The following is a 19969-nucleotide window of genomic DNA, read 5'->3' on the forward strand; positions in this document are numbered from 1 at the left end:
CAGTAACTAGACCACCCAATTGGTCAAACGTCCAGCAAAGCGCCGATCAGTTCTCGACGGCGCGCGCGGCCAGGCTGCTCACCAGGTCGTCCAGCACGACGAGCATGGTCTCGTCGTCGCAGTCGGCGAGCCAGCGCAGCACGGTGCCGTGCAGCACCGAGACGGCATACGCGGCCACCGCCTGCACCGGCTCCAGCCACTTCATCCCTGACCGCTCCGCGCACAGCTCGAGGAAGGCGACCATCTGCCGATCCATCTCGGCGAAGATCCCGGCCGCGCCCGTACTCGGCAGGCAGCCCGCGCCCGCCTCCCAGCGCAGCCGCAGCGACTGCAGGGTGCCCTCGTAGGCCCGCACCTGCTTGACCGGCGCGCCCTTGACCAGCGGCCAGTACGCGCTCATCCCGGCGTGCAGCAGCACCCGGAGGCCGCGCACGCCGCCGTGATCGAGCGAAGCGGCAGCCTGCTCGACCGCTTCGGAGATCGTCGGCCGCAGCCGGGTCTTCACCATCTCTCCCCGTACGCTCAACAACGACTCCCTCGACAGAACTGGAGCACCGGAAACCGAACGCTCATCCCCGAAATTGCGGGACTCCCGGTCTATCATCCGGCAATGGTAAGTGCTTTCGGGGTTTGAGCCCAGCGCTCACCGGTTATTCCAGACTAAAAGAATGTTTTGTTATCCAACCGGAACGCCTTCGCAATCGACCATGCTCGCCGCCAACCCCGCGGGGAGCACGTTCCGGGCCGTCGGCGACCGACGGCGGACGTGGGCAGAGCATCGGTGCCGCCACGTCGATCGCCCACTCTACGGGCGAATCCGGACCACACTGTCCGGATGTGCGTGATGCCACAGGCTACATCGATTCGTTGCAGGGCATGCACCCCGGTGACACCCTGGCACCAACCGTTAGCCTGGGCAACGTGACCGTCTCGCCCTCCGCCGACCACCTGCGGCTCTCCGGCACCTTCAACTTCCGTGACGTGGGCGGGCTCCGCACCACCGGGGGCGGCACCGTCCGCTCCGGCGTGCTGCTCCGCTCCGCTTCGCTCGCCAACCTCGACGCACGGGGGCTCACGCAGCTCCGCGATCTGAACGTCACCGCGGTGCACGATCTGCGCGGCCTTCGTGAGATCGATCACTTCGGCGCCGACGTCGTCCCGGACGGCGTGCGCGTCGCCGTCACCCCGTTCGACTCCAGGATGGGCGAGGCGCCGCCGCACGACGCCAGGCAGGCCGACACCGCCCGCACGCACATGCTCGAGGTCTACCGCCTCTTCCCGGCCATGCCGGAGGCGAACCTGGCCATCCTCGAGCTGGCCGGGTCGATCGCGAACGGCACCGGGGCGACCCTGGTGCACTGCGCGGCGGGCAAGGACCGCACCGGCTGGGCGGTGGCGACGCTGCTGCGCGCGGTCGGCGTCGCCGAGGACGAGGTGGTCGCCGACTACCTGCGCAGCAACGACGCGGTGCCCGCGCTGCGCGAGATGATCGCCGCCGCGGGAGCCGAGCAGGACACCGAGGTCTCCGCCGACCTGCTCGGCGTGCGCCCCGAGTACCTGGCCGTCGCCACCGACGGCGTGCGCGAGTTCCACGGCGACCCGGAGCGCTACTACACCGCGCTCGGCCTCACCGGCGAGCTGCGCGACAGGCTGCGCGCCCGCCTGCTCGACTGAGGGCTCGCTCAGCGCGCGACGCCGCGCCGGACCAGTCCGTCCGCTTCGATGGTGACCAGGTCGCCGGTGTGGAACCAGGTGCCGGTGAAGCGGGCGGCGGTGGTCGCCGGGTCGTTCCAGTAGCGCCGGGTGACGTTGGGCCCGCGGCACAGCAGCTCGCCGTGGCCCGCGTCCGCGCGCGGCCCCCAGAGCGCCAGCTCGGTGCCGCCGAACGGGAAGCCGAGCACGCTGCCCGTCGCGCGGAACGCCGCGGCGTCGGCCGTGTCCTCGGTCGAGAGTCCGATCCCGCTGGTCTCGGTTGCCCCCCAGACCGACCACTGCCTGGCCTCGGGGAAGGCCGCGCGCAGCGCGTCGGCGAGCACGCCGGGCGCCGCGGCCCGGTCCGCCCGGTGCCCGGCCTTGCTGATCCTGGCCACGTGCTCGCGGCCGGCCCCGCCCGCGGTGAGCGCGGGCAGCAGCTCGGTGAAGATCCGCGGGGTGCCGGAGACCATGTCCACCCGCTCGGTCTCGATCGCCTCGGCCAGCCGCGCCCGATCCGGCGCGAGTACCACCGTCCCGCCCACCGCGAAGGTGGGCAGCACCTGGTCGACGCAGCCGCTCGCGTGCGCCAGCGGCAGCAGCACCAGGTTGCGCAGCCCGTCGGTGGGCAGGTCGAGCGCGGAGACGACCGAGCGAATGGCGGAGAGCAGGTTCTCGTTGGTCAGCTCGACCCCGCGCGGGGCCGGCGAGCCGCTGGTGTAGCAGAGCAGGGCGAGGTCGTTGAGCGCGGCGCCGTCGTCGATGAAGGCGGCGCCGTCCGGCATGCCGGACTCGGCGGAGTTCCTGATGCCGCCGGTGCCGAGCACGAAGTCGGCGCTGCTGTCGGCGATCACCCGGGCCGCCGCGGCGGCGGGCAGCGTGGCGTCGACCAGGACCGGCACCGCGCCGCTGAGCAGCGCGCCGAGGAAGGCCTGCACCCAGCGCGCGCCGCCGGGCAGGTGCACCGCCACCCGGTCGCCGTAGCCGATGCCGTGCTCCTGCAGCCCGCCCGCGATCCGCGAGGCGGAGTGCCACAGCTCCCGGTAGGTGAGCCGCGGCCCGCCGATCTCCACCACGGCCTCGCGGCTGGAGAAGGCGTGCGTCTGCAGGTCGAGCAGCTCGGTGAGCGCCGGGGTCAGGTTGCCGTAGCGGAGCACGCCGTCCGCGCCGCGGGCGAGCGGGTTGTCGCAGACGTGCTGCGCCGACAGCGGAAATTCGACGATGAACTGCTGCGACATGGATCCTCCGGTGCCTCTACCGTCCAGGCACCTCCGACTATATGACCCACATCACAATCTCGTGGCGATAGCCGGAGAACGTGTCCGCCGATCACCGCCCGGTGTAGGTCGCCTTCCCGGGTCCCTGCTCCAGGAAGCTGCGCACCCCGCCGCGCAGATCCGCGGTGCCGAAGAGCGCGCCGGAGACCCCGGGCGTCACCGAATCCGCGTGCGCCACACCGCCGGAGCGCCAGGCGCCGATGATCTCCTTGGTCGCGGCGTGCGCCCGGGTCGGGCCGTCGGCCAGCCGGGTGACGAGCGCCTGCGCCGCCGCCTCGACGTCCTCGTGCACCCCGTTCACCACGCCCCACTCGGCCATGACGGTGGCGGCGTAGAGATCGCCGGTCATGACGAACTCGCGGGCCCGGCCGGAGCCGGCCCGCTCGGCCAGCCGCTGCGGCCCGCCCATCGACGGGGTCAGCCCGACCACCGTCTCCACCAACCCGAACCTGGCCGTCGGCGTCGCCAGGATGATGTCGCAGGCCAGCGCGATCTCGAAGGCCGCGGTGAGGGTGAGGCCGTGCGCGGCGAAGACCACCGGGCAGGGCAGCGCCTCGAGCGGCTGGATGATCGTCTCGAAGAGCGAACGCCACAGCTCGGCGCCCTGTTCCACCGTCAGCCCCTCGAAGACGTGCACGTCGACCCCGCCGGAGACCACCTTGCCCTCGGCGCGCAGCAGCAGCGCGCGCGGCGGGCGCGCGGTGAGCTCGGCGATATCGGCGACCAGCGCGTCGAACAGCGGCTGGTCGAAGAGGTTCAGCGGCGGGTTCGCCAGGGTGAGGACGGCGAGCTCGGCGCCGGCATCGGTGCTGCGGCGTTCCAGGCGTGTCGGTTCGGTTCCGCTCATGTCGGGAGAGCGTAGGCGGTGGGTTTCCGGCCTGGCGTGCCAGACTGGGGCGCGTGACCACGTCGGCAGAGGATCGCTCCGGTTCGCAGGGCAGTTACGTGGAGCCGGGCGAGTTCAAGCGGGACACCAACTACATCACCACCCGGATCACCGCGGACGGCCGCGACGGCTACCCGGCCGAGGCCGGGCGGTACCGGCTGGTCGCGGCGCGGGCCTGCCCGTGGGCCAACCGGACGCTGATCGTGCGCAGGCTGCTCGGCCTGGAGGACGCGCTCTCGCTCGGGCTCTGCGGCCCCACCCACGACAAGCTGAGCTGGACCTTCGACCTGGACCCCGGCGGCGTCGACCCGGTGCTCGGCATCCCCCGGCTGCGCGACGCCTACCTGGCCCGCTTCCCGGACTACCCGCGCGGCATCACCGTGCCCGCCGTGGTCGAGATCGCCACCGGCCAGGTGGTCACCAACGACTACCCGCAGATCACCCTCGACTTCTCCACCGAGTGGACCGCGTTCCACCGGGAGGGCGCGCCCGACCTCTACCCGGCGCACCTGCGGGACGAGATCGACGAGGTCGCGCACAAGAACTTCACCGAGGTCAACAACGGCGTCTACCGCTGCGGTTTCGCCGGCGACCAGGACGCCTACGAGCGCGCCTACGCCCGGCTGTTCACCCGGCTGGACGAGCTCACCGAGCGGCTCGCCGGGCAGCGCTACCTGGTCGGCGACACCATTACCGAGGCCGATGTCAGGCTCTTCACCACGCTGGCCCGCTTCGACCCCGTCTACCACGGCCATTTCAAGTGCAACCGGACCAAGCTGAGCGAGATGCCGGTGCTCTGGGCCTACGCCCGCGACCTGTTCCAGACCCCTGGATTCGGCGACACCACCGACTTCGGCCAGATCAAGACGCACTACTACGCGGTGCACCGGGACATCAACCCCACCGGGGTGGTCCCGGTCGGCCCCGACCTGGCGAATTGGCGCACCCCGCACGGTCGCGAGCAGCTCGGCGGGCGCCCGTTCGGCGACGGAACGCCGCCGCCCCCGCCGCGCGCGGGCGAAGAGGTTCCGGCCTTCGGCTGAGCGCGGAACTCCGCGGGCTGGGTACTTCGTTGTCGAGGGGAGCTGTGTCGGCACCGTGCCCTACAGTTCCAACCAGCCGAGCGGGACAGGAGGAGACGCCCATGATGTTCAAGGACGCCTTCGAGAAGACGGTGGTACAGCTGCTCGACACCGGTTCGCGGCTACAGGGCCCCGCGGTGGCCAAGTACGTGGACCGGCTGCGGCGCGCCCACCCCGACGAGACCCCGGCGCAGATCATCCAGCGACTGGAGAACCAGTACCTGTTGGCCGTCACCGGCAGCGGTAGCGCGGTCGGCGCGACGGCGGCGGTGCCCGGCGTCGGCACGATGGCCGCGCTGGCCGCGGTGAGCGCGGAGACCACCTTCTTCATGGAGGCCTCCGCGGTGTACACGCTCGCGGTGGCCTCGGTGCACGGCATCACCCCGCAGGCGCAGGAGCAGCGCCGCGCGCTGGTGCTCGCGGTGGTGCTCGGCGAGAGCGGCATGGACATCGTGCAGAAGTCCATCGGGCACTCGGCCAAGAACTGGGGCACCGCCTTCGCCAAGCAGATCCCCGGGCTGCAGACCATGAACGACTCGCTGCTCAAGCGCTTCATCGTGCGGTTCCTCACCAAGCGGGCCGCGCTCATGGCGGGCAAGGTGGTGCCGGCAGGCATCGGCGCGGTGATCGGCGGGCTCGGCAACCGGGCCCTCGGCAAGACCACGGTCGAGAACTCGCGCAAGGCATTCGGGCCCGCGCCGACGCACTGGCGGGATGCCCCGCTGGTGATCGACGCCGATCCGCTGCCCGCCATCGACTCCGGCCGGGGCCAGCGCAAGTCGCCGCCCGCCCGCGCCGCCGGGCACCACCCGGCGCCCACCCGCAAGCCGCACCCGCCGACGGCGCGATGACCGGAGGCATCGGCGTCCGGGCCGCCGACGGGGTGGGCGGTTCGGACGCGGCAGACGTGGGTTCCCTCGGGGCGGAGGCGGCGCTGGCGGTGCGCGGGCTCGCCGTCCGGTACGGCGCGAGCACCGCGCTCGAGGACATCTCGTTCGCGGTGCCCGCGGGCACCGTGACGGCGGTGGCCGGGCCGCCGGGCTCCGGGAAATCCACGCTCGCCCGGGTGCTGCTCGGGCTGCGTGCGCCCACGCACGGCACGGTCGAGGCGTTCGGCGCGGCGCCGCGCACCCCGCACACCGTGAACGGCGTGCTGGTCCCGCGCGGGCTGCCGGCCAAGCGCCGGGTCCGCGACCACCTGCTCGCCTACGCCGCCGCGGCCGAGGTGCCGGACGGGCGCGCCGACGAGGTCGCCGCGCTGGCCGGGCTCGGCGACGAGACCCGCACCAGGATCGAGGTGCTCGGTATCGGCGAGCAGACCAGGCTCGCCATCGCCACCGCGCTGCTCCCCGACCCCAGGGTGCTGGTCCTCGACGACCCGGTCGACGGCCTCGACCCGGCCGAGCGCAACTGGCTCGCCGAACTGCTGCGCGCCCACGCCGCCCGCGGCGGCGCCGCGGTGGTCACCGGCCGCGGCCTGGCCGCGCTGCTCCCCGCCGCCGACGCGCTGCTGCTGCTGGCCGGCGGCGCCGTCGTCTACCAGGGCACCCCGGCCAAGCTGCGGCGCGGCTACCCGGACCGGCTGATCGTCGACGCCGCCACCCCGATCGCGCTCGCCACGCACCTCGCCGCGCGCGGCTACACCGACGCGGTGATCCGCCCGGACGGCCGGCTGGCGGTGGCCGAGGCCACCGAGGCGGTCATCCGCGAGGCGGCCGCGGCCGCGCAGGTGCGCGTCGCCGCCGTCATCCCCGACCCCATCCATCCCGACCGGGTGCTGGCCGCGCTCACCGACCGGGCCGCCACCGCGTCGCGCACGCCCGGCGGCGTCTCCGGCGTGCTCTCGCCGTTCGCCGGACACGCCGCGGTCGGTGCCGGGCGCGTCGAACCGCCAGCGCCGTACGGTGTTTCCCGATGATCGATTACCTGCCGACCGAGCTCCTGCCCGCGCTGCGCTCCGAGCTCCGCAAGCTCATCGGCGTCCCCGGCATAGGCTGGGCCGCCGCCGTCGTGGCGGGCGCCGCGCTGATCTCGACCGTCGCCGCCGCGCTGACCGCCGGGCCGCTCGACCCCACCGGCGAGCCCGCCACCGGCGCCGCCTCGATCGGGCTCTACCCGGCCTTCGCGGTGGCCGCCCTCGCCGCCGCGGTGCTCGGCGTGTTCGCCACCGCAGGCGAGTACTGGAATGGCGGCATGCCGACCACCGTGCTCTTCACCCCCAACCGGGATCGGCTGGCCGCCGCCAAGCTGGCGCTGCCCGCCGCGGCCGGGCTGGCCGCCGCCGTCGTCAGCGCGCTGATCGGGATCGGCGTGCTGGTCGGGCTCGGCCGCGGAAAGGTCGAGTTCGGGCTGAGCCTGGTCGCGGTGTTCGGCGGCGGGCTCTTCTCGGCGGTGTGCTGGGCGGTGATCGGCGCCGGGCTCGGGCTCGCGCTGCGCAGCGTGGCCGCCGCGCTCGCGGTGCTGCTCGGCTGGCTGGTGCTGCTGGAGCCGCTGATCTGGCTGGTGGCACGCGCCGCCGAGGTGGAGGGGGTGGTCGCGCTGCTGCCCGGCTCGGCGACGATCTCCACCGTCGCGGTCGGCGCCTTCCCGGAGAGCGGCTTCCTTGCCCCGACACCCGCGGCCTACGTGGTGCTGCTGCTGTGGGCCGCCGGGCTCGGCGGTTTCGGCTGGTGGACGCTGCGCGAGGCCGAGCTCTAGGTTCTCCCCCCGCCGCCGGGGAATTCAGGTGTCGGTGCCGATCGTTACCGTCGGTGAAGTATCCGCGCACCCGAGGAGGCGGCCCACGAACACCCCGACCACCGGAGCAGGCTGGATCCGCAGGCTCTGGACCCGATGTCTCGAACACCGCTCCACCGTCGTCGGCGTCGTCGCGACCATCCTGATCGGCGCACTCGTCGAGATCGCGGCACCGCTCCTGCTCAAGCGCGCGGTGGATGCCGCGGGGATCGGCGACACCGCGGTGATCGGCACCGTGGCGCTGCTGCTGGTCGCGCTGGCCGGCGCCCGCTTCGCCGCCGCCTTCGGCCGCAGGCTGCTCGCCGGGCGGCTCTCGCTCGACGTCCAGCACGGCCTGCGGCTGGATCTGCTCGGCTCGCTGCAGCGCCTGGACGGCGCCGGGCAGGATGCCATCCGCACCGGTCAGGTGGTGTCCCGCTCGATCACCGACCTGCAGCTCGTGCAGGGGCTGCTCGCCATGGTCCCGCTCTCCGGCATGGCACTCGTGCAGTTCGTGCTCGCCGCCGCCGTCATGTTCTGGCTGGCGCCCCAGCTCGCGCTGATCGCGCTGCTCGTCGTCCCCGCCATCGCGATCGTCGTCTACCGGCTGCGGCCCCGGCTCTACGCCGCCACCTGGTCGGCCCAGCAGCGCGCCGCCGAGCTGGCCCAGCACGTCGAGGAGACGGTCACCGGCGTCCGGGTGGTGAAGGGCTTCGGGCAGGAGTCGAGGATGGTCGACCTGCTGGAGCGGCACGGCCGCTCGCTCTTCGCCGAGCGCATGCGCGCCGCCAGGCTGAACTCCCGCTTCGCGCCGACCGTCGCGGCCATCCCGCAGATCGGGCTGGTCGCGGTGATCGGCTTCGGCGGGCTGCTCGCGCTGCGCGGCAGCATCGGGATCGGCACCTTCCTCGCCTTCGCCGCCTACGTCGCGACCATGACCTCCACCGCCCGCACCATGACCTCGGTGGTGATCATGGCCCAGCTCACCAGGGCCGCCGCCGAGCGGGTGAACCAGGTGATCGACACCGCCCCGACGCTCACCGACCCGCCCGCCCCGGCCACCCTGCCTGACGGCCCGCTCGGCGTCGAGATCGACGACCTGACCTTCGGTTTCGGCCCGGATCGCCCGGTGCTGCGCCACCTCGACCTCACCGTCCGCCCCGGCGAGACGGTCGCGATCATCGGCCCGGCGGGCTCCGGCAAGACCACGCTCTCGCTGCTGCTCCCGCGCTTCTTCGCACCGGAGTCGGGGCGGATCCGGCTCACCGCCCCCGGCGCCGAGCCGGTCGACATCGCCGACCTGCGCGCCACCGAGCTGCGCAGCGCCGTCGGCGTCGTCTTCGACGACCCCTTCCTCTTCTCCGACACCATCGCGGCCAATATCGCGCTCGGCCACCCCGACGCGACCGACGCCGAGATCCGCCACGCCGCCCGGCTGGCCGCCGCGGACGAGTTCATCGCCGAGCTGCCGGACGGCTACGACACCGTGGTCGGCGAGCGCGGCCTCACCCTCTCCGGCGGGCAGCGGCAGCGCGTCGCGCTGGCCCGCGCACTGCTCGCCCGGCCGCGCGTCCTCGTGCTCGACGACGCCACCTCCGCCGTCGACGCCGTCACCGAGGCCGCCATCTTCGCCGCGCTGCCCGACCGCGGGGGCCGCACCACCATCGTGCTCGCGCACCGCGAATCCACGCTGGCGCACGCCGACCGGGTCATCCGGCTCCCCGCCCACGAGCACGTCACCCCCGAGCCCATGCCGCCGGACCGCGCCCCCCAGCCGTTCACCGCTACACCCGGCGCGGGCAGCACAGAGCCGCCTGCCACAGCCCGCCCCAGCGCGGGCAGTACGGTCCCGCCTGCCACAGGCCGCCCCGGCGCGGGCAGTACAGTCCCGCCCGCCACACACCGCCCCGGAGTGGGCAGCCTAGGCTCGCCCGCCACAGGCCGCCCCGGAGTGGGCAGCCTAGGCTCGCCCGCCACAGGCCGCCCCGGAGTGGGCAGCCTAGGCTCGCCCGCCATAGGTCGCCCCGGCCCCGGTTTCGCGGGCGCGGCGGCCGGGCTCGGCGAGACCCCCGAGCTACGCCGCGCGCTCGACCGGCTGCCACCCGCCACCGAGCAGCCGGGCGCAGGCGGCGAGCGGCTGCGCGCCCCCGACCCCGGCTTCCGGCTGGCCAGGCTGCTGCGCCCGGTGCGCACGCTGGTCCTCACCGTCATGGGGCTGCTCGCCCTGGACGCACTGCTCGGCATCGCCTTCCCGCCGCTGGTCCGCTACGCGCTGGACAGCGGCGTCGGCCGCGGCGACACCGGCGCGCTGGAACTCGCCGCGCTGATCGGGATCGCGCTGGTGGCGGCGGGCTGGCTGGTCTCCGCGGTGACGACGGTGCTCACCGCGCGCACCGGCGAGCGGGTGCTCTTCGGGCTGCGCGTGCGCAGCTACGCGCACCTGCAGCGGCTCGGGCTCGACTACTACGAGCGCGAACTCTCCGGCCGGATCATGACCAGGATGACCACCGACGTCGACGCGCTCTCCACCTTCCTGCAGACCGGGGTCGCGACCACGCTGGTCGGCGGCCTCACCCTGGTCGGCATCGCGGTGGCGCTGATCGTCATCGACCCGGTGCTCGCCGTGGTTGTACTGGCGACGCTGCCGCCGCTGATCCTGGCCACGGTGTTCTTCCGGCGCTTCTCCTCGACCGCCTACGCCGTCTCCCGGGAGCGGGTCTCCGCGGTGAACGCCGACTTCCAGGAGAACGTGAGCGGGCTGCGCGCGGTGCAGGCCAATCGGCACGAGCCGCGCGCGGCCAGGCGCTTCGCCGAGTACTCTCGCGGCTACCGGGACAGCAGGGTGCGCGCGCAGACCGCGATCGCGCTCTACTTCGCCTTCGTCGTCGCCTGGGCCGACCTCGCGCTGGCCGCGGTGATCTACGTCGGGGCGCGCGAGGTCGCGGCGGGTACGGTGACCGCGGGCACGCTGGTCGCCTTCGTGCTCTACCTACAACTGCTCTTCGGCCCGGTCACCCAGCTCTCCCAGGTCTTCGACGGGTACCAGCAGGCGCGGGTCGGGCTGCGCCGGATCGGCGAGCTGCTGCGCACGCCCTCCTCGATCGCCGCCGACCCGGCGGACGCGGTGCCGATCGAGCACGGGCTGCGCGGCGCGGTCGCGCTGAGCGACGTGCGATTCCGCTACCCGGGCACCGACCGGTTCGCGCTGGACGGGGTCGAGCTGAACATCCCGGCCGGCTCCACCCTCGCGCTGGTCGGCCCGACCGGCGCGGGCAAGTCCACGGTGGTGAAGCTGCTCGCGCGCCTCTACGACCTGCCCCGCGAGCAGCCGGGCACCTCGGCCGTCGGCAGCGAGGCCGCGCCACGGCAATCGGCGGGCGGTGCGGTACAGGTCGACGAGGTCGACATCCGCGATTACCGGCTGGCCGAGTACCGCTCCCGGCTCGGCATCGTGCCGCAGGAGGCTCACCTCTTCGCCGGCGACGTTGCCAGCAACATTGCATTCGGGAAACCTTCCGCAACCGACGCGGAGATCGCGGACGCCGCCGCGGCGGTCGGCGCCGCGGACATGATCGCCGCGCTCCCGCACGGCATGCGCCAGCCGGTCGGCGAGCGCGGCCGCGGCCTCTCCGCGGGCCAGCGGCAGCTGATCGCGCTCGCCCGCGCCGAGCTGGTCCGCCCCGACCTGCTGCTGCTGGACGAGGCCACCTCCACGCTCGACCCGGCCGCCGAGGCATCGGTGCTGGCAGCGGCCACCTCGCTGGCCCGCGGCCGGACCACGGTGGTGGTCGCGCACCGGCTCGCGACCGCCGCAAGAGCCGACCTGATCGCCGTCGTGGAAAACGGACGTATCACTCAGCTCGGTCCGCACGATGCCCTTGTAGGGGCCGATGGGCCCTATGCCCGCCTCTGGGCTGCCGCTCAGGGGACCGGGGGAATATTCTCGTTGGAGGACGAGTCGTCGACAACGAGGGCCGGGGCTTGAGCGGTGGTCGGTGAATCCACCGATTTGCTGCGGGGCCTATCCTCGAACAGGGCGCACCGGCGCGTATCCGCCGGTCCCCCGCCGGGCACGTCACAAACGTCGCAGCGCGAAGAACGGAATGAGGCGAACACCTGCTGTGAGCAGTTCAACTTCCCAGTTCGGACAGAACCAGTGGCTAGTCGACGAGATGTATCAGAAGTTCAAAATTGATCCATCATCGGTCGACGAGAGCTGGCACGAGTTCCTGGCGGACTACACCCCGGAAGTCAGCGCAGATTCCGAGCAGGCGGGCCCGGCCGCCACGAGCACCGCCGGTTCCGCCTCGACCGGTAACGGGGCCGCTCGCTCCGGCGCCAACGGCTCGGCCGCGAAGGCGCAGTCCGAGGCCGCCCAGCCGAAGGCCGCGCAGGCACAGCCCGCGCAGGCGAAGGCCGCCCAGCCGAAGGCCGAGCCCGCCAAGGCTCAACCCGCGAAGGCTCAGCCGGCCGCCGCGAAGACCGAGCCCGCGAAGGCCGAGCCGGCCACGGCTCAGCCCGCCAAGGCGGCAGCAGCCAAGCCCGCCGAGGCCAAGCCGGCCGCGAAGGCGCAGCCCGCCCAGCAGGCGCGCATCCCGAAGACCACCCCCGCCCCCACCTCCAACGCGGCCCCCACCTCGGGCAAGCCCAAGCAGGAGGCCGCGGAGGACCAGTCGAAGGTGCTGCGCGGCGCGGCGGCCGCGGTCGCCAAGAACATGTCGGCCTCGCTGGCCATCCCGACCGCCACCAGCGTGCGGGCCATCCCGGCCAAGCTGATGATCGACAACCGCCTGGTCATCAACAACCACCTCGCCCGCACCAGGGGCGGCAAGATCTCCTTCACCCACCTGCTCGGCTACGCGATCGTGCAGGCGGTCAAGAAGTTCCCGAACATGAACCGGCACTTCGCCGAGGTGGACGGCAAGCCGAACGCGATCACCCCCGCGCACACCAACCTCGGCCTCGCCATCGACCTGCCCGGCAAGGACGGCAGCCGCTCGCTGGTCGTCGCCGCCATCAAGGGCACCGACGAGTTCTCCTTCGGCCAGTTCCACACCGCCTACGAGGACATCGTGCGGCGCGCGCGGGACGGCAAGCTCACCGCCGAGGACTTCTCCGGCGTCACCATCTCGCTGACCAACCCGGGCACCATCGGCACCGTGCACTCGGTGCCCCGCCTGATGAACGGCCAGGGCGCCATCATCGGCGCGGGCGCCATGGAGTACCCGGCCGAGTTCCAGGGCATGGCCGACGAGCGCATCGCCGATCTCGGCATCGGCAAGCTGATGACGCTGACCTCGACCTACGACCACCGCATCATCCAGGGCGCGGAGTCGGGTGACTTCCTGCGCACCATCCACCAGCTGCTGATCTCGGACGAGTTCTACGACGAGATCTTCCACGGCCTCGGCGTGCCGTACGAGCCGATCCGCTGGCGCAAGGACGTGCGCGAGCGCGGCGTCGACAAGAGCGCCCGGGTCCTGGAGATGATCGCCGCCTACCGCAACCGCGGCCACCTGATGGCCGACACCGACCCGCTGCGGCTGGTCAAGGAGAAGTTCCGCAGCCACCCCGACCTGGACGTCACCCAGCACGGGCTGACCCTGTGGGATCTGGACCGCGAGTTCAACGTCGGCGGCTTCCACGGCCAGGAGCGGATGAAGCTGCGCGACGTGCTCTCCATCCTGCGCGACGCGTACTGCCGCCACGTCGGCGTCGAGTACACCCACATCCTGGAGACCGACCAGCTCCAGTGGATCCAGGACCGGGTCGAGCAGAAGCACGCGAAACCCACTGTCGCGCAGCAGAAGTACATCCTGAACCGGCTGAACGCGGCGGAGGCCTTCGAGACCTTCCTGCAGACCAAGTACGTCGGCCAGAAGCGCTTCTCGCTGGAGGGCGCCGAGGCCGTCATCCCGATGATGGACGCCGTCATCGACCAGTGCGCCGAGCACGCCCTCGACGAGGTCATCATCGGCATGCCGCACCGCGGCAGGCTGAACGTGCTGGCCAACATCGTCGGCAAGCCCTACTCGAAGATCTTCACCGAGTTCGAGGGCAACATGAACCCGGCGGGCACGCACGGCTCCGGCGACGTGAAGTACCACCTCGGCGCGGGCGGCACCTACCTGCAGATGTTCGGCGACAACGAGATCGAGGTCTCGCTCACCGCCAACCCCTCGCACCTGGAGGCGGTCGACCCGGTGCTGGAGGGCCTCGCGCGGGCCAAGCAGGACCTGCTGGACAAGGGCGACGGCCCCGAGGGCTTCTCGGTCGTCCCGCTCATGCTGCACGGCGACGCGGCCTTCGCCGGCCAGGGCGTCGTCGCGGAGACGCTGAACCTCTCCGGGCTGCGCGGCTACCGCGTCGGCGGCACCATCCACATCGTGGTGAACAATCAGATCGGCTTCACCACCGCGCCGGAGAACAGCCGCTCCACCGAGTACTCCACCGACATCGCGAAATTCATCGGCGCGCCGATCTTCCACGTCAACGGTGACGACCCGGAGGCCTGCGACTGGGTGGCCCGGCTCGCGGTCGACTTCAGGCAGAAGTTCCGCAAGGACGTCGTCATCGACATGGTCTGCTACCGGCGCCGCGGGCACAACGAGGGCGACGACCCCTCGATGACCCAGCCCTCGATGTACGACGTCATCGACACCAAGCGCTCGGTCCGCAAGGCCTACACCGAGAGCCTGATCGGCCGCGGCGACATCTCGCTCAAGGAGGCCGAGGACGCGCTGCGCGACTACCAGGGCCAGCTGGAGCGGGTCTTCAACGAGGTCCGCGAGCTGGAGAAGTTCCCGCCGGAGCCGAGCGAGTCGGTCGAGGACGACCAGAAGGTGCCGTCGACCGTGCAGACCGCGGTGGACAAGTCGGTGCTGCAGCGCATCGGCGACGCCTTCCTGAACGTGCCGGACGGCTTCAACGTGCACCCGAGGGTCAAGCCGGTGCTGGAGAAGCGCCGCGAGATGGCCTACGAGGGCAAGGTCGACTGGGCCTTCGCCGAGCTGCTCGCCTTCGGCACCCTGATCGACGAGGGCAAAGCGGTCCGGCTCACCGGCCAGGACTCCCGCCGCGGCACCTTCACCCAGCGGCACTCGGTCATCATCGACCGCAAGACCGCCGAGGAGTACACCCCGCTGCACAACATCGGCAGCGAGAACCCCGGCTGGTTCGCGGTGCACGACTCCGCGCTCAGCGAGTACGCCGCCGTCGGCTTCGAGTACGGCTACTCGCTCGGCAACCCCGAGGCGCTGGTGCTCTGGGAGGCGCAGTTCGGTGACTTCGTCAACGGCGCGCAGTCCATCATCGACGAGTTCATCTCCTCCGGTGAGGCCAAGTGGGGCCAGCTCTCCGACGTCGTGCTGCTGCTGCCGCACGGCCACGAGGGCCAGGGCCCGGACCACACCTCCGGCCGGATCGAGCGCTTCCTGCAGCTCTGCGCCGAAGGCTCGATGACGGTCGCGGTTCCCTCCACCCCGGCGAACTACTTCCACCTGCTGCGCAGGCACTCGCACGACGGCATCCGCCGCCCGCTCATCGTCTTCACCCCGAAGTCGATGCTGCGCAACAAGGCCGTGGTCTCGGATGTGAAGGACTTCACCGAGTCCAAGTTCCGCTCGGTCTTCGACGAGCCCGCCTACGAGACCGGAACGGGCGACCGCTCCAAGGTCAAGCGGGTGCTGCTCACCAGCGGCAAGCTCTACTACGAGCTGGCCGCCGAGAAGACCAAGCAGAAGCGCGAGGACGTCGCGATCGTCCGGGTCGAGCAGCTCTACCCGCTGCCCAAGTACCGGCTGAACGAGGCGCTCGACGGCTACCCCAACGCCACCGACCTGGCCTGGGTCCAGGAGGAGCCGGCCAACCAGGGCGCCTGGCCCTTCTACGGCCTCAACCTCCCCGAGCTGCTCCCCGAGCGGTTCGGCCGCCTGCGCCGCATCTCCCGGCGCGCCATGTCCGCCCCGTCCTCGGGGTCGAGCAAGGTGCACGCGGTGGAGCAGGCGGAGATCATCGAGGAGGCGTTCGCGCCGACCAAGTAGTAGTTTCCGAGCTGTTCGCGGGCCGGGGTACCTACAGGTACCCCGGCCCGCTCGCTTTCCCCGGCTCCTATTGCGCCTGTGCAGACAGATCGCTGGCGTTGCCCGCTTCGGTGGCGGCGTAGGCGGCGCCCGCCTTGCGGAACATGTCGGCCATGGACTGCGCGGTCTCGATGTGCTGACCGAGCGCCGCGCTCAGCGAGCCGGAGCCGGGACCGCCGACGCCGAAGGAGTCGAGGTTCACGATGCTGGCGGTGCGTCGGCGGAGCGAGATCAGCTCCTGCACATACCGATCGCATTCCGCTGCGCACGCTTCCGCGACACCCGACGCGATACGCAGCTCGCCTGCTGCGGCCCGGCCGGCCAGAGCCTCGAACTCTCCGGGAATCCATTGATCGATCGCGCGCGCTGCGCGGGTGACCAGCCCGCATGGCTCCGCAAAGCTTTTTCCCAGCTGATCGTCGATGACGAAGATCTGGATCGTGCCCTGGGTGGTGCCGTAGAAGGCGTTGCAGTTCTTCGCCTCCGAGGCCGAGCCCTGCACGAAGAGCGTCGCGTCGCGACCGGGCAGCTCAGCGGGGCGGAAGTCATGGAACCGGCTGTTGTTGCGAAACTCCTCGAGACTTCTGGTCGTCGCGGAAACGCGCAGTGCATAGCCGTCCGCGCCCCATAAACACCCCGACCACCCCGTTCGCGGCACCCCGAACGGATTGTCGTTCTTCTGCGCCGGATCGGCCCCCTCCGTCGACGACTCACACCCCGCCAGCAGCGGCCCCAGCGCAAGCGCCGCGACCACTATCGCCCACCGCCGCATTTCCAGGCCCCTCCCGCCGAAAATCGTGTGCCAAGCATAGCGACGTCGACGATCCGACCGGTCTCACCCGTTGTAGACCTCCACGTACGCGTTCGTGACCACCGCAACGACTCCCGGGCCCATGCCCGTGCACCCCGCGGTCACCCGCTGCCCCTCGGGCGTGAACGGGTAGCTGAGCACCGGGTAGGGGCCGATGGCGTAGAGCGGGAACGGCCCGCTGGCGTAGAGACCGAAGCAGTCGACGTGCAGGACATAGCCGGAGCCACCGTCTGGCTGGCAGGTGGCCGAGGCATCGAGGAGGGTGCGCTCGACGGCGCAGTTCTGGGGGGCGGCCTGGGCCGGGCCGGCACCGAGGGCGAAGAACCAGGCCAGGCCGACGGCGGCGACAGCAAAGTGAAGTGTTCTCTGCACGCGGTTCCTCCCGCTCGACGGAGTGCTACCGGTCCAGCGTGCCCTCGACTGCGGCAAATCGGTCGAGTTCGCCGATGAGCGTGTCGGCGGCAGCGGCGAGTGTGCGGTGCTCGCCCGCCGCGAAGGACGCGTCGAAGGCGCTGCCCAGCGATGCCCTGGCTCGGGCGAGGGCGGCGTCGAGGCGCAGGCGTTCGGTTCCGGCCGCGTCGGTGACGCCGGTGGCGGCGGCGAGCTCGGCCACGGCCGCGGCGGCGCCGAGGCGGTCGAGGAGCGGGACGAGGTTGCGGAGGCAGGTGCGGAGGAGTTGGTCACTGCCTGCACCGGACCAGTAGCCGACGGCGGCGCGAGCGTCGGCGAGGGTGGCGCGGTCCAGCGCGGCGGTGCGGGCGCGGACGGCGGTCGCGGCGGTGCGGCTGACGCCGGCGATGATCCGGTTGTGCACGGATTCGGCGCGGGCGACGGCGTTTTCGAGTGCGGCGAGGGCGCGGGCCGGGTCGGTGTCGGCGTGCAGTTCACCTTCGGTGTAGGCGACCCAGGCGAGGCTGGTCGGGTTGCCGGAGCTGCGCGCCTCGGCGGCGGCGCGGGCGAGCAGCGGGTCGGCGGGGCGGCCGCTGTAGGCGGCGGCGAGGGTGTGCGCGATGGTGGCGAGGGTGGCGGCGACCTGGTCGCCGCGGGTGCGGGCGCCGCGGTGGGCGCGGTCGTTCAGCTCGGCGACGGTGTCGAAGTCGCCGTCGGCGAGGGCCTGGTCGGAGAGTGCGTCGAGCGCCACCGATTCGGCGCGGCTGCCCGGCTCGGCGGCCTCGAGCGCGGCGGCACCGCGGCGGCGGGCCTCGGCGGCATTGCCGACCAGCCAGTGGTGCAGCGTCGCCGCCGCGTGCACGCCCGAACTCGCGCGGCGCTCATCGATATCCAGCGCCCAGCCGAGGATATCGGCACGCAACCGCAGGTAGGACCAGTGCCGGTAGGCGGTGACGATGCGGCAGGCGGTCTCCGGCTCGGCGTCGAGTGCCCAGCGGAAGGCGATGGCGGCGTCGGGAACCAGGTCGTCGAGCCGCAGCGACCAGCGGGGTTCGTCGGGTTCGCGGAGTCCGGTGTCGGCGTCCTCGACCGCCGCAGCGAGCCAGGCGGCGTGTGTACTTCGAGCGGCGGCGAGTTCGGCGGCGGGGGTCTCCGTGTGGACGAAGGTGCGCAGGGTTTCGAGCATGCGGTAGCGGCCGGTCCCGGTCGGGCCGGGGCGCACCAGGAGGGAACGTTCGGCGAGGCGGGCGACCAGCTCGGCGGCGTCCGGGCCGGGCGAGTCCACCGGCCGTCTCCCCTCGCGCGGCCCCTCGAGGTCGACGGTGCGCGGCGCCCCGGCGAGCACGGCTGTGGCGGCGGCCAGATCGAACTCCCCGGCGAAGACGGCGAGGCGGCGGAAGGCGCGCGCTTCGGGCGGCTCGAGCAGGTCGCAGGACCAGGCGATGGTCGCCGCGAGGGTGTGCTGGCGGCGACCGGCCAGCGGTGAACCGGCGCGCAGCAGGTCGAGGCGGTGGGTCAGGTGGGCGGCGAGATCGTCCAGGGTGAGCGCGCCGAGCCTGCCCGCGGCGAGTTCGATGGCGAGCGGCAGCCCGTCCAGGCGGCGGACCAGGTCGGCGACGGTGCGGCGGACGGCGGGGTCGGCGCGGCACGCGGCGAATTCGGGGGCGGCGGCGGTCGCGCGCTCGACGAAGAGGGTGACGGCGGGTGCGGCGGCGGAGTCGGGGTTCGGCAGTTGCAGCGGGGGCAGCGGCGAGACCTGCTCGGCGGAGATACCGAGGCGCTGCCGGGAGGTGGCGAGTACGCGCAGGCCGGCGGAGGCGGTGAGGGCCTGTTCGGCGATCGCGGCGGAGGCAGCGAGCAGGTGCTCGCAGTTGTCCAGCACCAGGAGGCCGTTCAGCTCCGCGAGCCGGTGCCGCAGTGCGGTCTCGAAGACGGCGCCGGGGCGCACCTCCACGCCGATGGCGTCGGCGACGGTGCGGGCGACCGCGTCCGCGGTCGTCACCGCGGCCAGATCGGCCCACCAGTGCCGGTGCCCGGCGGTGGCGACGGCGGCGAGACTGGTCTTGCCGACGCCGCCCGGGCCGACCACGGTCACCGCGCGGTGCAGCTCGAGCAGGGTGCGCAAGGCGGTGAGCTGGGCGTCGCGGCCGATCAGCGTGCGCGGTGCGGGGGCTCGCGTGCCCGCGGGGTCGGGGCTCGGCGCACCGCCCCCACCCGCAACGGCATCACGCACGCTCGTCTCCTGCCGCAGCACCCGCCCGTGCAGCGCGACCAGCGCCGGAGACGGGTCCAACCCCAGCTCGTCGGCGAGCGCCCGCCGATACCCGTCGTAGACCCGCAACGCCCCGACCTGGTCACCGGGCGTGAGCGCCTCGATCAGTAACCGCACCCGACGCTCCCGCAGCGGCGCCGCCGCGAGCAACGCCCGCAACTCCGCAAGAACTTCCGCACCGCGACCGAGCGCCAGCAGCGCACCGGCCCGCTCCTCCCGCGCCACCTCGAACCGCTCACTCAGCTCCACCGCCTCCGCATACGCGGGACCAGCGGCGAACCGCCCCCACGGCTCCCCCCGCCACAGCCCGAGCGCACTCTCCCAGCGCACCAAAGCCGCCGCCGGTGGCTCCGCAACCGGCACGGTCGTGCAGGTCAGGAACTCGTCCGCATCGAGCACAACTCCCTCCCGATCGAGGCAGTACCCGGCATCGGAGCGTCGCAGCACCGCGCCTCCGACGACCCGCCGCAACCGCGCGACCGTCGTATGCAGCGCGGCTCGCGGATCACCGGGCGCCGACTCCGGCCACAGCTCCGCTACCAGCCGCGGAACGGAGACGACCCGCCCACGTGCCAGCAACAGCAGCGCGAAGAGCAGCCCCGGCCGACCGGCCGGAAACGGCCCGTCGCCGAGTCGCAATTCCCCGAGCACCCGGATCTCGAGCACAGCGCACCTCGTGGTCAGCGCGGAAACGGTCGCGTTCAGCATGCCGACTGTCCCGGGCCCGGGCCACCCCTGTCAGCGCGGTGACAGCCGACTGTCA

At 72.6% G+C, this 19969-nt stretch carries 13 protein-coding genes; 7 read left to right on the plus strand and 6 right to left on the minus strand.

Annotated features, from left to right (window positions below):
- Positions 1–46: 46 nt before the first annotated feature.
- Complete coding sequence (locus ACFUJ1_RS23290) at positions 47–526, minus strand: TetR family transcriptional regulator (RefSeq protein WP_378648753.1); 480 nt, start codon at positions 524–526, stop codon at positions 47–49.
- Between the two features lie 395 nt (positions 527–921).
- On the opposite strand from ACFUJ1_RS23290, the gene ACFUJ1_RS23295 reads away from it, so the two are divergent.
- Positions 922–1674 carry a tyrosine-protein phosphatase gene (locus ACFUJ1_RS23295; RefSeq protein WP_378648755.1) on the plus strand — a complete coding sequence of 251 codons (753 nt, stop codon included), beginning with the start codon at positions 922–924 and terminating at the stop codon, positions 1672–1674.
- 8 nt (positions 1675–1682) lie between these two features.
- Here ACFUJ1_RS23295 and ACFUJ1_RS23300 read toward each other — a convergent pair whose 3' ends face one another.
- Positions 1683–2930 carry a class I adenylate-forming enzyme family protein gene (locus tag ACFUJ1_RS23300; RefSeq protein WP_378648757.1) on the minus strand — a complete coding sequence of 416 codons (1248 nt, stop codon included), beginning with the start codon at positions 2928–2930 and terminating at the stop codon, positions 1683–1685.
- Between the two features lie 91 nt (positions 2931–3021).
- Entirely contained in the window at positions 3022–3816 is a 795-nt protein-coding gene (locus tag ACFUJ1_RS23305) for an enoyl-CoA hydratase/isomerase family protein (RefSeq protein ID WP_378648759.1), read from the minus strand.
- A 53-nt stretch (positions 3817–3869) separates the two neighbouring features.
- On the opposite strand from ACFUJ1_RS23305, the gene ACFUJ1_RS23310 reads away from it, so the two are divergent.
- The 6 genes from ACFUJ1_RS23310 to ACFUJ1_RS23335 all read left to right on the plus strand — a co-directional run bounded on the left by ACFUJ1_RS23310 (position 3870) and on the right by ACFUJ1_RS23335 (position 15694).
- Entirely contained in the window at positions 3870–4898 is a 1029-nt protein-coding gene (locus ACFUJ1_RS23310; RefSeq protein WP_378648761.1) for a glutathione S-transferase family protein, read from the plus strand.
- 104 nt (positions 4899–5002) lie between these two features.
- Positions 5003–5788 carry a hypothetical protein gene (locus tag ACFUJ1_RS23315; RefSeq protein WP_378648937.1) on the plus strand — a complete coding sequence of 262 codons (786 nt, stop codon included), beginning with the start codon at positions 5003–5005 and terminating at the stop codon, positions 5786–5788.
- Positions 5785–6855 (plus strand): ATP-binding cassette domain-containing protein, encoded by a 1071-nt coding sequence (locus ACFUJ1_RS23320; protein WP_378648763.1) that lies wholly within the window; start codon positions 5785–5787, stop codon positions 6853–6855. Before ACFUJ1_RS23315 ends, ACFUJ1_RS23320 begins: the two co-directional genes overlap by 4 nt.
- On the plus strand, positions 6852–7634 hold the full coding sequence (locus tag ACFUJ1_RS23325; RefSeq protein ID WP_378648765.1) for an ABC transporter permease: 783 nt from the start codon (positions 6852–6854) through the stop codon (positions 7632–7634). Before ACFUJ1_RS23320 ends, ACFUJ1_RS23325 begins: the two co-directional genes overlap by 4 nt.
- A gap of 115 nt (positions 7635–7749) precedes the next feature.
- Complete coding sequence (locus tag ACFUJ1_RS23330; RefSeq protein WP_378648939.1) at positions 7750–11637, plus strand: ABC transporter transmembrane domain-containing protein; 3888 nt, start codon at positions 7750–7752, stop codon at positions 11635–11637.
- Between the two features lie 118 nt (positions 11638–11755).
- The gene (locus tag ACFUJ1_RS23335; protein WP_378648766.1) at positions 11756–15694 is read left to right on the plus strand and encodes a multifunctional oxoglutarate decarboxylase/oxoglutarate dehydrogenase thiamine pyrophosphate-binding subunit/dihydrolipoyllysine-residue succinyltransferase subunit; all 3939 of its coding nucleotides are present in this window, start codon (positions 11756–11758) and stop codon (positions 15692–15694) included.
- Between the two features lie 67 nt (positions 15695–15761).
- Here ACFUJ1_RS23335 and ACFUJ1_RS23340 read toward each other — a convergent pair whose 3' ends face one another.
- The 3 genes from ACFUJ1_RS23340 to ACFUJ1_RS23350 form a co-directional block, all read right to left on the minus strand.
- Positions 15762–16487, minus strand: a complete 726-nt coding sequence (locus tag ACFUJ1_RS23340) for a DUF3558 family protein (protein WP_378648768.1) — start codon at positions 16485–16487, stop codon at positions 15762–15764.
- Positions 16488–16568: 81 nt separating this feature from the next.
- Entirely contained in the window at positions 16569–16916 is a 348-nt protein-coding gene (locus tag ACFUJ1_RS23345; protein WP_378648770.1) for a hypothetical protein, read from the minus strand.
- A 25-nt stretch (positions 16917–16941) separates the two neighbouring features.
- Complete coding sequence (locus ACFUJ1_RS23350; protein WP_378648772.1) at positions 16942–19914, minus strand: ATP-binding protein; 2973 nt, start codon at positions 19912–19914, stop codon at positions 16942–16944.
- Between the last annotated feature and the right edge of the window lie 55 nt (positions 19915–19969).

The sequence above is a fragment of the Nocardia sp. NPDC057227 genome, from assembly GCF_042669725.1.
Lineage (GTDB): Bacteria > Actinomycetota > Actinomycetes > Mycobacteriales > Mycobacteriaceae > Nocardia > Nocardia asteroides_A.

Coding starts and splice junctions, on each gene's coding strand:
- ACFUJ1_RS23315 (WP_378648937.1), top strand. CDS start 5,003: ATGTTCAAGGACGCCTTCGAGAAGACGGTGGTACAGCTGCTCGACACC.
- ACFUJ1_RS23300 (WP_378648757.1), bottom strand. CDS start 2,930: ATGTCGCAGCAGTTCATCGTCGAATTTCCGCTGTCGGCGCAGCACGTC.
- ACFUJ1_RS23325 (WP_378648765.1), top strand. CDS start 6,852: ATGATCGATTACCTGCCGACCGAGCTCCTGCCCGCGCTGCGCTCCGAG.
- ACFUJ1_RS23320 (WP_378648763.1), top strand. CDS start 5,785: ATGACCGGAGGCATCGGCGTCCGGGCCGCCGACGGGGTGGGCGGTTCG.
- ACFUJ1_RS23350 (WP_378648772.1), bottom strand. CDS start 19,914: ATGCTGAACGCGACCGTTTCCGCGCTGACCACGAGGTGCGCTGTGCTC.
- ACFUJ1_RS23335 (WP_378648766.1), top strand. CDS start 11,756: ATGAGGCGAACACCTGCTGTGAGCAGTTCAACTTCCCAGTTCGGACAG.
- ACFUJ1_RS23305 (WP_378648759.1), bottom strand. CDS start 3,816: ATGAGCGGAACCGAACCGACACGCCTGGAACGCCGCAGCACCGATGCC.